The 14423-nt window shown below is 41.5% G+C and carries 14 protein-coding genes; all 14 read right to left on the reverse strand.

The window, feature by feature from the left end; genetic code table 11:
- Positions 1 to 43: 43 nt before the first annotated feature.
- Positions 44 to 877 (reverse strand): 50S ribosomal protein L11 methyltransferase, encoded by an 834-nt coding sequence (prmA, locus tag AQPE_RS22540; RefSeq protein ID WP_318348733.1) that lies wholly within the window; start codon positions 875 to 877, stop codon positions 44 to 46.
- A gap of 369 nt (positions 878 to 1246) precedes the next feature.
- Positions 1247 to 2005 carry a triose-phosphate isomerase gene (tpiA, locus tag AQPE_RS22545; protein WP_318348734.1) on the reverse strand — a complete coding sequence of 253 codons (759 nt, stop codon included), beginning with the start codon at positions 2003 to 2005 and terminating at the stop codon, positions 1247 to 1249.
- Positions 2006 to 2181: 176 nt separating this feature from the next.
- The gene (gene rimK, locus AQPE_RS22550; RefSeq protein ID WP_318348735.1) at positions 2182 to 3588 is read right to left on the reverse strand and encodes a 30S ribosomal protein S6--L-glutamate ligase; all 1407 of its coding nucleotides are present in this window, start codon (positions 3586 to 3588) and stop codon (positions 2182 to 2184) included.
- A gap of 356 nt (positions 3589 to 3944) precedes the next feature.
- On the reverse strand, positions 3945 to 4988 hold the full coding sequence (locus tag AQPE_RS22555) for a T9SS type A sorting domain-containing protein (protein ID WP_318348736.1): 1044 nt from the start codon (positions 4986 to 4988) through the stop codon (positions 3945 to 3947).
- Positions 4989 to 5141: 153 nt separating this feature from the next.
- Entirely contained in the window at positions 5142 to 5642 is a 501-nt protein-coding gene (locus AQPE_RS22560) for a YkgJ family cysteine cluster protein (protein WP_318348737.1), read from the reverse strand.
- Between the two features lie 92 nt (positions 5643 to 5734).
- On the reverse strand, positions 5735 to 8170 hold the full coding sequence (locus AQPE_RS22565) for a TonB-dependent receptor (protein ID WP_318348738.1): 2436 nt from the start codon (positions 8168 to 8170) through the stop codon (positions 5735 to 5737).
- 140 nt (positions 8171 to 8310) lie between these two features.
- The gene (locus tag AQPE_RS22570; protein WP_318348739.1) at positions 8311 to 8631 is read right to left on the reverse strand and encodes a hypothetical protein; all 321 of its coding nucleotides are present in this window, start codon (positions 8629 to 8631) and stop codon (positions 8311 to 8313) included.
- A gap of 31 nt (positions 8632 to 8662) precedes the next feature.
- Entirely contained in the window at positions 8663 to 9580 is a 918-nt protein-coding gene (locus tag AQPE_RS22575) for a DMT family transporter (RefSeq protein WP_318348740.1), read from the reverse strand.
- A 102-nt stretch (positions 9581 to 9682) separates the two neighbouring features.
- Entirely contained in the window at positions 9683 to 10300 is a 618-nt protein-coding gene (locus AQPE_RS22580; protein ID WP_318348741.1) for a hypothetical protein, read from the reverse strand.
- Between the two features lie 114 nt (positions 10301 to 10414).
- On the reverse strand, positions 10415 to 10921 hold the full coding sequence (locus tag AQPE_RS22585) for a hypothetical protein (RefSeq protein WP_318348742.1): 507 nt from the start codon (positions 10919 to 10921) through the stop codon (positions 10415 to 10417).
- Positions 10922 to 10975: 54 nt separating this feature from the next.
- On the reverse strand, positions 10976 to 11698 hold the full coding sequence (locus tag AQPE_RS22590; protein ID WP_318348743.1) for a head GIN domain-containing protein: 723 nt from the start codon (positions 11696 to 11698) through the stop codon (positions 10976 to 10978).
- Positions 11699 to 12128: 430 nt separating this feature from the next.
- Entirely contained in the window at positions 12129 to 13235 is a 1107-nt protein-coding gene (locus tag AQPE_RS22595; RefSeq protein WP_318348744.1) for a hypothetical protein, read from the reverse strand.
- 10 nt (positions 13236 to 13245) lie between these two features.
- Positions 13246 to 13761, reverse strand: a complete 516-nt coding sequence (locus AQPE_RS22600) for a hypothetical protein (RefSeq protein WP_318348745.1) — start codon at positions 13759 to 13761, stop codon at positions 13246 to 13248.
- Positions 13758 to 14309: an RNA polymerase sigma factor gene (locus AQPE_RS22605; RefSeq protein WP_318348746.1), complete on the reverse strand. Its 552-nt coding sequence runs from the start codon at positions 14307 to 14309 to the stop codon at positions 13758 to 13760. The genes AQPE_RS22600 and AQPE_RS22605 overlap by 4 nt, the downstream gene beginning before the upstream one ends.
- Positions 14310 to 14423: the final 114 nt, after the last annotated feature.

Consider the following 14423-nt stretch of genomic DNA (forward strand, 5'->3'; position numbering starts at 1 on the left):
TTCCTGTCAACCGCGACAGCCTCCGTACTTGGGACTTCTCTGCTCAAAGCTTGCTGAAAGCGTACACGACCCAGTTGTTTTTCTCCTGAAATCCGGTTTCAATGAGGCCAAGCGATTCGGCTTTTGCTTTAACATCGGGCATGTCGTAGGTATAAAATCCACTCAGATAAAGTTTTCCACCCGATTGAAGTACACTTTCATAAACCGGCAAGTCGTTAACAATTACATTCTTGTGAATATTGGCAAAAATGATTTCAAAAGTTTCAGTTCCAAGCAAACTGGCATCACCCAATTTGGCTTCCAGATTCAGGATATTGTTTAGCCGGGCATTTTCAACGGTACTTTCAAACGACCAGGTGTCGATGTCGATTGCAGTTACAGTTTTTGCGCCTTTGAGTGAAGCAAGCATTCCCAGAATACCAGTTCCGCAACCCATATCCAAAACGGTTTTCCCCGCTAAATCCATGTTCAGGATTTGCTCAGCAATCAAAGTGGTGGTTTCGTGGTTTCCGGTGCCGAAAGCCATTTTGGGTTCAATCACCAGTTCAAATTCCGCAGGCTCAAATTCAGTATGAAATGGCGCCCGAACCAGGCAGCGATTGCCAATCAGCAAAGGTTTGAAGTAATTCTTTTCCCATACTTCGTTCCAGTTTTTATCCGGAATCATCTCGTTCTCGGTTGCAACAGAAAAGGGCAGGAGTGTGGTAATGGCTTCAATCTCCTCTAAATCGACAGACTCTCCGGGAATATAACCCATGATTTGTTCTTCCGATTCGTCGAAACTTTCGAAAGCCAGATCCGAAAGCATCGCTACCAGGATTTCACGGTTTTCGGTTGTGTCGGGATTTAGCTTAAAACGTATTTGTATATAGATCATGATAAAGCAAGTTTAAAGGCAAAAAGTATAAAGTTAAAAGTCAGAAGACCGAAATTAAAGATTTCGCTTGTTGGGCAAATGTAATACAAAAAGAAAGACCTCCCATTGCTGGATAGCCTTTGAACTAGATTTGTTTTATTGATATTTTGCTGATGATTGGCTTGTTAATTTCGTTCAAATAAGCAGTGTTTGATATTGCAAATTTTACAACATCAAAGTTCAATGCCACAAACTGCGGTTGCAAGCCGTCCTCTCAAACAAAAGGGAACAACCCTTTCGGATCATTCCCTTTATATGTTTTCCCTTCGACACGCTTCGCTGCTCAGGGAGCGGGTCTTCGGACTTCTGTCTTCCGTCTCCGGTCTTTTTTTAGTAAGCAGTAATTATTCCTAAGAAATCTTCAGCTTTCAATGAAGCACCACCAATTAAACCACCATCGATATCTGGCTGTGAGAATAATTCAGGAGCATTTTTTGCGTTGCAGCTACCACCATAAAGAATTGAAGTTTCTTCAGCAACAGCTTTTCCAAATTTGGCGGCAATCAAGCTACGGATGAAAGCCAACATTTCCTGAGCCTGGGCTGTAGAAGCAGTTACGCCAGTTCCGATTGCCCAGATTGGTTCGTAAGCGATTGAAAGTTTCGCGAAATCTTCAGCACTGAGGTTGAAAATCGTTTCTTCCAACTGAGTTTTAACGTAAGCATTTTGTTCGTTGGCTTCGCGAATCGCCAAAGCTTCACCACAGCAATAAATCGGAGATAATCCGTTAGCCAAAGCCAAAGCCACTTTTTTGTTCAGGATTTCGCTGGTTTCGCCATAATATTCTCTGCGTTCAGAGTGTCCTAAAATAACATGAGTAGCGCCGGTTGACTTAACCATAGCAGCCGAAACTTCGCCAGTGAAAGCGCCTTTTGCTTCAGTAGCACAATTCTGTGCGGCTACATCAATAAGGTTGGTATCAACAGCCGAAACAACGCTGGTAATGTGTGTAAATGGAGTTCCCAAAACAACAACAACATCCTTTACTCCTGATTTGTCAACTAACTCAGTTACAGCTTTAGCCAATTCAACACCTTCCTGAACGGTTGTGTTACATTTCCAGTTTCCGGCAACAATTTTTTTTCTCATTATCAATGGTTTTTAAATAGTTTTTTGAAAATTTTCTCAAAAATAGGAAAAGGCTTTTGAACATCCTAACCGACCAATAAGGCTTTCACCTTTATTAACTTTAGTTTAATGAGCTTGAAGCCCGAAATCGGAAGACCGCAGCACAGCTCCCTGAGCGCGAAGCAGTCGAAGGGTGTCTATTCCGGATCGAAGCCTTTGATTCCAAGATCGCGCTGCCAGTCTAACTGGCGTTCAATCGCTGTAATCATCATTCCGGCAATATCTTTTCCGGTGGCTTGTTCAATTCCTTCCAGTCCGGGCGACGAATTCACTTCCAAAACCAATGGTCCTTTGTTCGACCGGATAATGTCGACTCCTGCGATTTGCAATCCAAGCACTTTGGCGGCTTTCACAGCCAGTTTCTTTTCTTCATTCGTAATTTTAATTACCGAAGCTGTTCCGCCCTGGTGTAAATTGGCCCTGAATTCGCCTTTTGCGGCTTCGCGCTGAATGGAAGCCACCACTTTCCCGTCGATGACAAAACAGCGAATGTCCTTTCCTCCGGCTTCTTTAATAAATTCCTGAACCAAAATATTGGCCTGAAGACTTTTGAACGCGTTAATCACACTTTCGGCAGCTTTAGCATTTTCAGCCAAAACAACACCTTTCCCTTGAGTTCCTTCAAGCAGTTTAATAATGAGCGGAGCGCCATTGACCATGTTGATCAGGTCGTTGGTATCGAGCGGCGACTTGGCAAAACCTGTAATTGGAATTTGAATTCCGTTTTGGGAAAACAACTGCGATGAATAAAGCTTATCGCGCGATTTACCAATGGCATCCCACGAGTTGGCGCAAAAAATGCCGAGCGCTTCAAATTGCCTGATTAACGCCAGACTGTAAAACGTCAGGTTTGGCCGGATTCGTGGTATAACTGCATCCAGATTATTCAGAATACTGCCGCCACGGTACCGAATTTCAGGGTTTACGGCATCGAGTTTCATGTAACATTGCTGCACATTCAGGAAGATCATTTCGTGACCATGTTCTTCGCCAGCTTCCATAATTCGCTGATTGCTGTAAAGTTCCGAATTACTTGCCAATAATCCGATGCGCAATCCGCTTTTGACATCCCGGATGTGCTGGTAAAACTCTTTCACCCGTTCTTCAGAAAAGTCGCCCAACAGAAAACTGTTGGCCGGATCGACCAAAACCCGGTTCTCCATGGCTTCGCGGCCCAGCAGCATCCGAAAACCCATCGAGTCGCGGTTTGCCAGGGTTAATTCAATCTCCCATTCGTAGGTTCCAATTTTCATGGTCGATTTGATGACATATCTCTTTTCGGCAATACCGCTCGAACTTTTCACGCTCCGGTGATCAACAATTTTCGATTCGCAGCGAACCGTAATCCGGCGGCTATCCTGAAGTGGATGAACCTCGAAACTGACCCACTTTTCGCCTTTTCGGGTAAACTTCTGAATGTTTTGCGCATGAATGGCCGAAGTTCGTGCTCCTGAGTCGACTCTGGCTTTAATTGCCGGAATGTTTAGTCCCGGAAACGCGCACCACTCCTCACCACCAATGATGATATGTTTTTCAAATTCCATGTATTTTATCTTTTTCAATTTGCCCAAATGGAAATTCATTCAGACCGGAAATTAAGGGAATAATTTGCCACAAATTGTTGCAGTTGTATTAATTCTTTAAAACAAACCGGAATGAAAAGCGTGTGGTCAGACTTTAAACATCGAATTCTTGACCAATCTTCAGTGATACAAAATACCACTGGGCAAACTTCGCAGTTTTTGTGGGTCAGATTCAGGATCTGATACATGCGTTTGCGGCAGGCTTTGGTTCAGTTTTCGTAACCAATGCAATTTAGGTTTCTTGGTTTTCAATCTCTCGAAAAGCAAAGTAAAATCCTGCCTCCGGTAATTTAAGGATAATCGAAATGTGTTAAAATCTATATCATTACCTTATAACTTATTAGCTTTTCATCGATTTTAACTCTGAAAATATAAATACCCGAATTTCTTTCAAGTTTTATATTCCCTGAAGATGCAGCCTTCGCATCACTGTAAACCAATTCACCTAAAATGGAGAATATCTCAATTTTAAAATACGGCGTTGAATGGTTTGAATTTATCTGATATTGAATGGTTTTTGCTGTTGGATTACTTTGAAGTTGTATAACAGGTGTATCTGTTCTTTCGGATACATTTGTGGCGTTTTTACTTAAAACTTTCACAATATCAGCTGCAAATAGTGGTCCAATAGTTTGATTTGCAATTGTATTAGGGTGAGAATCGCTGCCGTTGTGGTCACCTTCGTAATCGTATTTTAAGCAATATTGTACTCCTTGGGTTGGATTGGCATTTTGTTCGGCTGCTTGTCCAAAGAAATCAAAAACAGATACATTGGGATGACTTTTGCCATTTTCGGTTAACCATTCGGTTTTTACCCAATTCACAAATTCGGCGGCTCGCTTTGCTACTTCACTGGTTGTTGCATTGCGATGAAGTGGGACCAATGTCCAAACCATAAATTTGTTATTTGGATATTGGTCGAATAAATTAAGTAAAGCCCTGTACTGAAGCTTGTAATTGTTGATTGTTTTTTTTGATGAAGTTACATTGCCGTTGTCAATGTCTTTTTCAATTCCTGCGCCCGGATAGCAATGTTTAAAAATAATCAATTCGTATTTCTGGCAAAGATTATCGAGACATTGTATATTCTCAATGGTATTGTTACAAGAACCATCTACCCACAATTTCCAGTAATCATATGGATAGTTTTCCCAATCCCAGGGTGTGTCTGGATATGAGAATTCAGTTACCGAATAATTTGTTTTGTTTTGCGTATTATAGTTAGTTATCCATTGACTGACTTTTCCGGTTGAATATACTCCACTCCCTGTTGAATGGTGCAGGAAAATGGCCTTGTTAATTTGTGCAGATACCGGACTCAGAAAGAAAATTAAGCAGGTTATAAGTATAGAATATTTCATAAATACTACTATTTAATAAACAATAGCTAATAACTAAACTGAAATGTAATTCACTCAAAGTTATTGAATATTAATGAAAAAGTTGCATTTATACTGAACTTTTAGGTTCAATTTATTTGGTAGTAAAGTTTGATTTGCGGTGTAGTTTTGTTTTTAAAACTTCTTGACCATTTCTTCGGTGATGCAAAATACCACAGGGCAAACTTCGCAGTTTTTGTGGGTCAGATTCAGGATTTGATACATGCGTTTGCGGTCGGTATGGGGGTATTCGCGGCAGGCTTTGGGTCGGTCTTCGTAAACCATGCAATAATTGTCGGGCATCAGGAAAGGACAGGGCGTTTGTTTGAAAACGTAATCATTGTCTTCGTCCTTAAACAGGTATTGTCTGATGAAATCAACTGCTTTCATTCTCACCCGTTTTGCAAGTCTTTCAACATCTTTGTCAGTAATGGCAGGGCTTATCGTAGAGCAACAGTTGGCACATGTAAGGCAATCGAACTGATCGAATGCTTCGTCGTGCAACTCATGAAACACATCGTCGAGATTTTTAGGTTTCTTCGCCTTTAGCCTCTTGAAAAGCAGCGTGAAATCCTGCCTTCGGTTATTCGAGAATTCTTTCAGTTTTTCGGGAGTATTGTATGGAATGTGTTGCATGATCAGCCTTTATTTTCGGGTCAAAAATAAGAAAAGGAACAAGAATTTTGGCCATGCTTGTTCCTTTTAAACGTTCTCAGTCCAATTGCAAACTATTTCTTTCCTGAAAAATCAATCGGGATCAGCAATTTAATGCTGATGTTGCGTCCCATGTTGTAAATTCCGGTTCGCCCTGTGGCATTATTCATTGCGGTATATTTCAAGCGGCTCAAATGGCTCTGATAAGCAACATCCGTCAGATTATTTCCTGAAATATAAAGTGAGAAAAGGGTTTTATGTCGCGAAGTAAAATCGGTTCCAAATGCCATATTGAGCAAAGTATAACCCGGCGTGGCGTTTTCGGTGTCGTAAGCTGCATAATAATTGTTTTGCGCCCAGGTCTTTTCAATTCCAACTTTGAAATAGGCGTTCGCCATAAAACGATTGAGTTTATCGAAATCAACTTTTACATCCGAAACCCAGACCGGCGCCGGAATAAAAGGTAAATGGCGCGATTCTGATGGCTGATTTTTTAATGTGGCGTTTACGTACGAGAATGAATTTTCAAGATGTAGCCAATCCAACGGGTGTGGGTGAATGTCGATTTGAAATTCGCCACCATAAAAGCGGGCATTACCTTCTGTAAATTGAAAAGCAGGAAGTCCGTTGTACTGGTCTTGGGAGTCTTCGGATGAACTTAGTTTTTTGCTAAAAATGAAATGATTGACGGCGTTTGTAAACAGGTTCAGTTCGGCAGAAACGTGTGTCGTATTCATCCCGATGGCATAGTCGAACTGCAAACTGGATTCTGGTTTCAGGTTTGAATTGCCTATTTCGTAACGCTGTGTACCTTCGTGCACGCCGTTCGAAGCCAATTCAGCAATATTTGGCGCCCGAAATCCTCGCGAGATATTCAGTTTGGTGTATATCGATTCGCTGATTTGATAGGTGGCGCCTAAGCTTGCGGATGTTCCTCTGAAGGTCTGACTGAAAGCGCCGAAACGTTGTGTTGCGTTTGCATCGGAAGCTATAGCTACGCCGCCATCTTCATTCAGGAAAAGCGCTTTGCCGGTTTCCGAACGGGTATCAAACCGAATCCCCCCGCTGATGTCTAATTTCCCGATCTTTTTGTTGGCAATGGCAAAAATGCCGAAATCAAACAGTTTGTATTCAGGCACCAGGAATTCGGTTCCTTTATTTTGCGAATTTTGCCACATCCCGTTTATTCCGGTGGTCAATTTCCAGTCGTTCTTTTCGGGCAAAGTGTATTTGATGTCGTAATTCAACGTATTCAACAAGAAATAAAGCCCGTATTCGTCGGGTGTTTCAAACTCTTTTCGTCTGTTTTGCTGAAACCCGATGGTGGTTTCCAGTTGACTTTGCCCTAAAAATAAACTGTTGTTCCATACCGCCTTATAATGATTGATCTTCTGGAATGGTGCATTGGGCTGGTAGGAGTGAAAGTCTGAAGAACCAGCGATTTCATCTGTCGTTGTACCATCGCTGTTAACGATTGTCTTCAGAAATTTCCCGGTCAGGCTGTCGCGCTCACCTTCAATGATTCCGGGTTTCAGATCATAGTAACTGAGGTGAAGATGCGAAAATCCCCAGCTGCGGTTAATTCCAAGCATTGTGCTGGCTGCTTGTTCGCGAAAGCCCGAATTGTAAACAAAACCATCGTATCTGTTTTGATACGAATGTGCCATTTTATTACTGTACCGGGCATCCCAGATCAGTCCGTTTTTATTTCCGGCGAGGTTTGCAGAATTATCGATCAATCCATTGTTCGTCTGGTAATTGCTGCTTATGTTTCCCCTGATTGTCCCTTCAGGCAAAGTAGGCGCCGAAATCATGTTAATTACCCCGGCCATCGCATCCGAACCGTAAGCCAGGCTGGCAGGCCCTTTCAGAATTTCAACACGATTTACGGCGTTCTCGTCAATCTCAATGCCGTGTTCGTCACCCCATTGCTGGCCTTCCTGCCTGATGCCATCGTTTACCACAACTACGCGGTTATAGCCCATTCCGCGAATAACTGGTTTCGAGATCCCAGCTCCGGTGGTTACCTGCGAAACCCCTGGAACTTTCGAAAGTGCATCAATAATGTTGCTCGACGAATTTTGGAGCATTTGCGCACGTGGTACTACTGCAATCGGTGAAGGTGTACGGTTGTTCTCAATACCACTCGATTGCCCGGTAACCACCACTTCTCCAATTTCTGTGGCTGATAACTCCAACTCAAAATCGGCTGTTTGTATTTTCGCCAGATCGAGTTGTCTCGATTGTATTTTGTAGCCCAGATAACTGACCTGAATAAGCAGTTTTGTCGCCGGGAGTTTGTCGATAAAATAGCTGCCATCATCTTTGGTGGCCGTTCCGTTTTTCAGGTCTGGGAAATAAATACTGACTCCCGGAAGTGATTCTCCAGTTGTTTTGTCGGTTACTTTTCCGCTTAAATGCGCGTTGGTTGAATTTGGATAGGGGAGTGCAAAACCTGAGCCGATCGAAAGGAAACTGATCCAGATCAGAAATATAATTTTTTGTTGCATTTGTTTTGTTTTAAAATTGGATAATATAATGATTCATCATTTTCCGAAGAAATCCGGAAATGAACAACACATCAGTCCGATATAAATTGATTATATCCCGGGCTTTAATGTGGATTGATTCTTAAATAAATGAATTTTGATCAGGCGACTGGAGGTGCCCTGAGCGAGAAGTAATTAACAAATGGTATAAATGTGACCTGTTGATCAGGAGTGTTATATACCGAAATGCAATGCTGCGAAACAAATACAGTATTGGATTCGACTGGAACGAAATTGTAAAACTCAAAATCACAAACAGGACAAGATTCTTCAGGTTTGTCAACGCTGGCGCAAGTCGAAAAGTTATGTGAAACCCGCTCTCCATGATGCACGTGAAAAGTCTTACTCACCAGCGGATAGGCCAGAAGCAGCAGGTGAACAAAAATCAGCCTGATCAGATTGTTTCGATTTTCCCTTTTCACGACGACAAAAACAGATAAATCATTAAAAGGTTTAGGCCTGATAAATGGGTGGCGTTCCTTTTTTAAACCGCTTCCAGTTGATTTGAGCCAGGAACAATCCTGAAATGACAACGGCAATTCCGATCATCTGATGGAAATTCAGTTGATCGCCCAATATGATGTAAGCAAAAATGGCTACGCAAATTGGAATTACATTGATAAAGGTATTCGACTTGTTGATTCCCATATTCCGGACACTATACGTAAACAAGATAAACGCAAACGTTGATGCAAAAATTGCCAGCTTGATAATTGCCCAGAATGCTTTGGCATTAAAAGTCACCTGTGTAAAATCGTTCATTTCAAAGATCAACCAAAACGGAAGAAAAAATGTTGCGCCAATCAGGTTTTGATAAGTAATGATGGTAAAAGTATTGTAACGATGCGAAATGCCTTTCAAAACACTTGCATAACCAATGGCTCCAAAGACAGCAAAAAATTCGAGCGCAACGCCCAATGGCGAAGCTGTAAAATTAAACGATGTGTCGAGCACAACCAGGCTGACTCCGAAGAACGTAATAACCAAGCCAAACAGGTTGGTACGGCTGAGCTTTTCCTTGTAAAAATACCAGGCTGCAATGGGTGAAAAAAGTGGAATCGTGGCCACAATAACCGAAGCAACGGTTGACGAAACATATTTCAGACCATAGCTTTCGCCCATGAAATAAAGGAAAGGTTCGAAGAATGCCAGCAAAACAAACATTTTCAGATCGCCCGACTTTATTTTTTGAAGTTTCCCGGAAAGAATGGTAAAAGCCAGCATCAATCCGGAAGAAATAAGCAGGCGGAATAAAACGGTAGTCAGAGGGCCGTAAGCTTCATAAACTATTTTAATCCAAACGAATGAAAAGCTCCAAAAGATCATTGATAAAATAGCTGCTCCGATTGGAACCCACGATTTATTCTTCATTTTACCCTTTTATTGAGCGGCAAAAGTAGGGATTATTAGGTAGACCTGCAATAACGCAAGAGAGGGTTTCACTCAAAGTGAAGCCCTCACCAAACAAAGGTTCTAAAACTTGCCTAACTTCATAACCAACCCGATGTTTGTGCCTTCCAGAAAATCCGGGTTTGTATCTGCCATTTCAACTTTAGAGGTAAATCGGTATCCAATGGAGCCAGCCAACCTTAAATGGCGGGTTAGGTTGAATTCGAGTTCGACTGCTGGTTCGAAAACCAGGAAAACATCGTTCTGCGAATCATTGTAAACCCAGTTATCCCAATTGTCTTGAATACGCGAGATACCTCCAATTCCGAATAATACCGGAATCGAAATGTGAACTGGTAATCGGGGGGCAAGGATAGGTTCAAGATAAATGCCACCATAACCACCGGCTAAGTTGTTGTTTAATTCATTGTTTGGCCAATGGTGGTAATTTACATCGTTAATAAAACCAACCCCGCCTAAGCCAATGGCAAACGAATGGTCAATAATCCACGAACCACGGGCGCCCATTACTAACGCATCTTTTCCGTCGATTTGCGAATAGCCAAACGATAAGGCTCCGTAGCCGCCATTTGACCGGTTTCTCGAAAAGATTGTCGAAATCTGATTGTTGTCATTGTCGTCCTGGGCTGAGGCCAATAGGAAACCTAACCCAAGAAAAATCATGAGTGATAACTTTTTCATTTTAAATTGTTTAATTGTTGTTTTCTGAAGTCGCAAAGTGCCTGAGTTCCTAAGTTACAAAGTCTTTTTTCGTGCTTTGGAACTTAGGTACTTTGTCTCTCTGTCTCTGTGTTTTTAGAAGGTGTATTTTACGGTAAAGGCAAAATCGAAGGGTTGAAGCTGGAAAAAGCTCTTTCCGAAGAGATTAAAATAAGGTTTTACCTCCACTCCAACGACGAAAGGAATTTCTTTTACTGTATACTCAATGGCGGCTAAACCATCGAGGCCAGCAATTGGGCCAGAGCGACGTTCGCTGTAATAAGTGTGGTAAATATCGTCATAATAGTTATCACGGTGCCACGATTCAAAACCGACATGCGCCCCAAAACCATAAACAAACGACAATTCTTCTTCTCCAATATCGAAGGCATCGGCAACATGAAATTCTTTCATACCGGTTAACTGAAGTCCTTGTTTCCGGAAGGAGAGAAGGGCTTTATAAGAAGTTAAATCGCCTGAATAAACCCGGTATTCAAATCCGGAGGAAAGACCACCACGAATACCAACAGCCTTAACCGGTTCTTCTGAAAACCCGCTGAATGCGAGGAGTAATAAGCTAACTGCTAAATAGATTTGTTTCATTGTTTCAATTTTATCTTTTTGTTTTTCTTATGACCTTTCCTTTTTCAGGTTTCATTAATTCTTATCGACTACATCGCCCGATCCGGAAATGCTTGTATGCACGATTGGGTGATTTACAAAATAAACCCTTCCGCTTCCTGAAATCCGGGCATCAATGAATTGACTGGCATTTACATACATATCGCCCGATCCGGAAATTACAGCCTGGCATTGATCCTGTAAAAGGTTATAACTCTTTATTTTTCCTGAACCGCTGATCACAAAATTAGTGTTTAGGGCATCACCTTCCATATAAATTGTTCCGGAGCCTGAAATGTTCGCGTTTACCTTGTCGCTGCTGATTATGGTTTTGATATCGCCCGATCCGGAAACTGACAAGTCGAAGTCTGAACTCATAAAGCTTCCGGTTTCAATTAATCCCGATCCGCTTAATGTTAAGCCATTCAATACAGGTGTTGTGATGAAAATTTCAATTGGTTCAGTCTGGCGAAGCGAATGTATTCCGGTCGTTCTGATTTTCAGAGTTTTCCCATCTACGTTGGTCGAGATGTAAGGCAATAAATTCGATTCGGCTGTGATTTCCACCGAATAAAAGTTGCCTGGCATTACCGTGACCGTGAAATCTCCGCTCGAACTTATTTGATTGAATCCTTCCGCATTACGGGTTTCTGTTCTCGAAATTCCGTTGCCTTCAATAAACATTTCGTCGAGGCAGGAACTTGTTCCCAATAGAAGCACAAATAGTGCTGTGATAAATTGAATTTTAGTTGTTTTCATAGCTTTGAGGACTGTTTGTTTCTGATTGTTTTCTGTTTTCTGATACTATAGACAGGATTTTATTTTTGTGGTTGCAAATCCTGAATAAAATTTAAAGTATTTTGTTTGAAATATTTGCATTTGGTTTGCCCATAGGGCATTAATGTCAATAGAAAGAAATAGCGAATAAATCTGTTGTTCGTTAGGACATTAATAATAAAGTCTATTAATTCCCTCCGGGAAAATGGAACTAATGATGGATTCATTCTATTGATATTCATCTCCTACGGAGAAAGACAAACTATTTTCTCATTTTTGATATTCCCTTTTGAATGGTACAAAAATGGATTTTTCATCCTGAAGAAAATGAGCAATTTTTACCAAATCGCCTGTATTGCCTGATGAATCGCATAAAACCTAAACCGAATCAGTCCTTTAGTAATTCAATCCATCAATACGACAGAATATTGGTTTCGCCACCAACGGCATTAATGATGAGCTGATCTTCTTTCATTTTCTTGCCAAAATAGCCTGAATGGCGGACTTTATTTTCTTTCGAATCAATCACTTCTTTGTCCTCCTCCTTTAGTTCCCGTCCCAGTTTCAGGTCGGTTTTGGTTTCGGTGATTTCGTAATTAAATTTCCCTTCAGGACTGAAATAAAGGTTTAAATCTGCCGATCGCGCTTCGACATAAATGCTGCTGAACGAGCTCAGTATCTTTTCCATTTCGAGGCTGCCATAACTCAGGTGCAGATTCGCCTTATCTTTTAATTCTGAAATCCGGAATTGGCTGAAATTGCCCGTTGCATCGAGTTTTTCGGCTAATCTGATCCGGAACTTGTCACGCCGGGAGTCGATACTCAAATCTTCAGCATTCATAATTTCGATGGTCGACGATTTGCTTTCGAACCGGATCGTTCCTGAATTTTTAATCTCAATATCGCTATAATTGCTGATGATCCGGGCATTGGGCAGGTTGGTAATCATGGCATCGGCAAAGCTCAGGTTCATACTTGCTCTTTTAGGTAAATCACCGGTTTTCAATTTGCCGTTGCTCAGCATAATTTGTGTTTCGCCTTTGTAGTCGCCCATAATAATATCGCCAAACTTGTTTTCCAGCCTTAGTTCACGGTTGTCGGGTAGCCAAACCATCAGGTCAATGCGGATGCTTCCGTTGGTTTGCAGGATGGTTTCCTTAAATTTCAGGAGTTCGCTCTCGACCTGATTCCGATTTTTATCAACTTGAGTTTTTATCACCAGGTAATGCTGGCTGTTGCTGATGTCAAAATCAAGATTTCCTAATGTCTTGGCTAGTTTGTCAGGTTTTTTTTCGTTGATTTCCATTTTGAACCGGATCACAACAGAATCTTTGTCCCATGTATTCAGTTCTATTTTGCCGTATTTATTGGTGATGTCAATACGCGTTTCGGGCTGAATTTTAAAACGTTTGACGAACTCACGAGTCTCGGTAAACTGGGCATAACTGGCCAACCCCATCAGAATAAATAGAGCTGAGGTAAAAAGCCGGCTGCCGTTTGTTTGCAAAAAATTCTTCATAACCATAAGGCTAACAATTTATTTGTTCCAGAACTTCATCAACCAGTTTCATTCGGTTGCGGTTGTTCTCAATCATCGCTTCAATCACTTCCTTGTTCGAGATATTCTCTTTCAAATCATTTTTTAATGAATGATACATCATTTCTAACTCATTCAAATCTCCTTCAATCTCTATCTTTATTTCAGGATGAACTTTGTAGCATTTATTTATTTCGGCCATTTTCCCGGAAACTTCCTGTGCGTAATAAGCTTCAGCCTCAATTAATTCCTGGATTTCAGGATCGGCCTGAACTGCTTTTGCCGATTGTATTTGTTCCGAAAATTTGACCTGATAAATTACTGTTGGAATTGCGAGCACTAAAACCACAACTGCGGCAATTTTCATCCACTGGAATTTCCTGATTTTGTGTTTGGGTTCTTCGTTCAACTGTCCGCTGATGGCTTCCCACAACCGGTCTGATGGCTCCAACTGGTCGAATTCGTGCCGGTTTTCATTTACAAACTTTTCTAATCGATCTGGTTTCATATCGTACTTGCTTTTGTTTGTTTCATTATTTCATAAACCCTGCGTTTGGCGCGCATATATTGCGTTTTTGATGTCGATTCGGTGATGTTCAGTATTTGTGAAATCTCACCGTGGTCGTACCCTTCAAGCAGGTAAAGTGAGAAGACGATTCGCCCTCCCTCCGGAAGCTGATTCATTGCCTCCAATATATTTTCGGTGGTGTACAAGGCCTCTTCCGGTTCTTCTTCGGCTGTTTCGAAGCGGTGTAAATCATCGATGTAGCGGATGTCCAATTTACGTTTGTTCAGGGCATTAATACACGTGTGGACGGTAATTGTCTTTATCCAGGTTCCAAAACTTGATTCATTTCTGAAGGATTCCAGTTTCTGAAAAGCCTGTACAAAAGCTTCCTGCAACATATCTTCAGCATCCTCGCGGTTGTTCATCATGCGGAAACACACGTTGAACATCGCTTTGGAATATAACTGATAGAGCTGGTAGCGGGCTTTTTTGCTGCCTTTTATGCTGTCGGCTATCAAATCCTGATGTATGAATGCTGTCTGACTCAAATGTTATCGTTTTCAGTTTTATTGACAACTGTTTTTCTGTAGGGTTGCAAAAGCTCAAATAAATTTTCGTTTTTCCCGTTTTAAGGATCAAATTTGGATATTTTTGCCTTCAGA

The sequence above is a fragment of the Aquipluma nitroreducens genome (genome assembly GCF_009689585.1).
Classification (GTDB): Bacteria; Bacteroidota; Bacteroidia; order Bacteroidales; family Prolixibacteraceae; genus Aquipluma; species Aquipluma nitroreducens.

Excerpts from the sequence above, each read along its gene's own strand:
- AQPE_RS22595 (WP_318348744.1), bottom strand. The coding sequence starts at position 13,235 with ATGAAGAATTTTTTGCAAACAAACGGCAGCCGGCTTTTTACCTCAGCT.
- prmA (WP_318348733.1), bottom strand. The coding sequence starts at position 877 with ATGATCTATATACAAATACGTTTTAAGCTAAATCCCGACACAACCGAA.
- AQPE_RS22580 (WP_318348741.1), bottom strand. The coding sequence starts at position 10,300 with ATGAAAAAGTTATCACTCATGATTTTTCTTGGGTTAGGTTTCCTATTG.
- AQPE_RS22585 (WP_318348742.1), bottom strand. The coding sequence starts at position 10,921 with ATGAAACAAATCTATTTAGCAGTTAGCTTATTACTCCTCGCATTCAGC.
- AQPE_RS22590 (WP_318348743.1), bottom strand. The coding sequence starts at position 11,698 with ATGAAAACAACTAAAATTCAATTTATCACAGCACTATTTGTGCTTCTA.
- AQPE_RS22600 (WP_318348745.1), bottom strand. The coding sequence starts at position 13,761 with ATGAAACCAGATCGATTAGAAAAGTTTGTAAATGAAAACCGGCACGAA.
- rimK (WP_318348735.1), bottom strand. The coding sequence starts at position 3,588 with ATGGAATTTGAAAAACATATCATCATTGGTGGTGAGGAGTGGTGCGCG.
- AQPE_RS22575 (WP_318348740.1), bottom strand. The coding sequence starts at position 9,580 with ATGAAGAATAAATCGTGGGTTCCAATCGGAGCAGCTATTTTATCAATG.
- tpiA (WP_318348734.1), bottom strand. The coding sequence starts at position 2,005 with ATGAGAAAAAAAATTGTTGCCGGAAACTGGAAATGTAACACAACCGTT.
- AQPE_RS22565 (WP_318348738.1), bottom strand. The coding sequence starts at position 8,170 with ATGCAACAAAAAATTATATTTCTGATCTGGATCAGTTTCCTTTCGATC.
- AQPE_RS22555 (WP_318348736.1), bottom strand. The coding sequence starts at position 4,988 with ATGAAATATTCTATACTTATAACCTGCTTAATTTTCTTTCTGAGTCCG.
- AQPE_RS22560 (WP_318348737.1), bottom strand. The coding sequence starts at position 5,642 with ATGCAACACATTCCATACAATACTCCCGAAAAACTGAAAGAATTCTCG.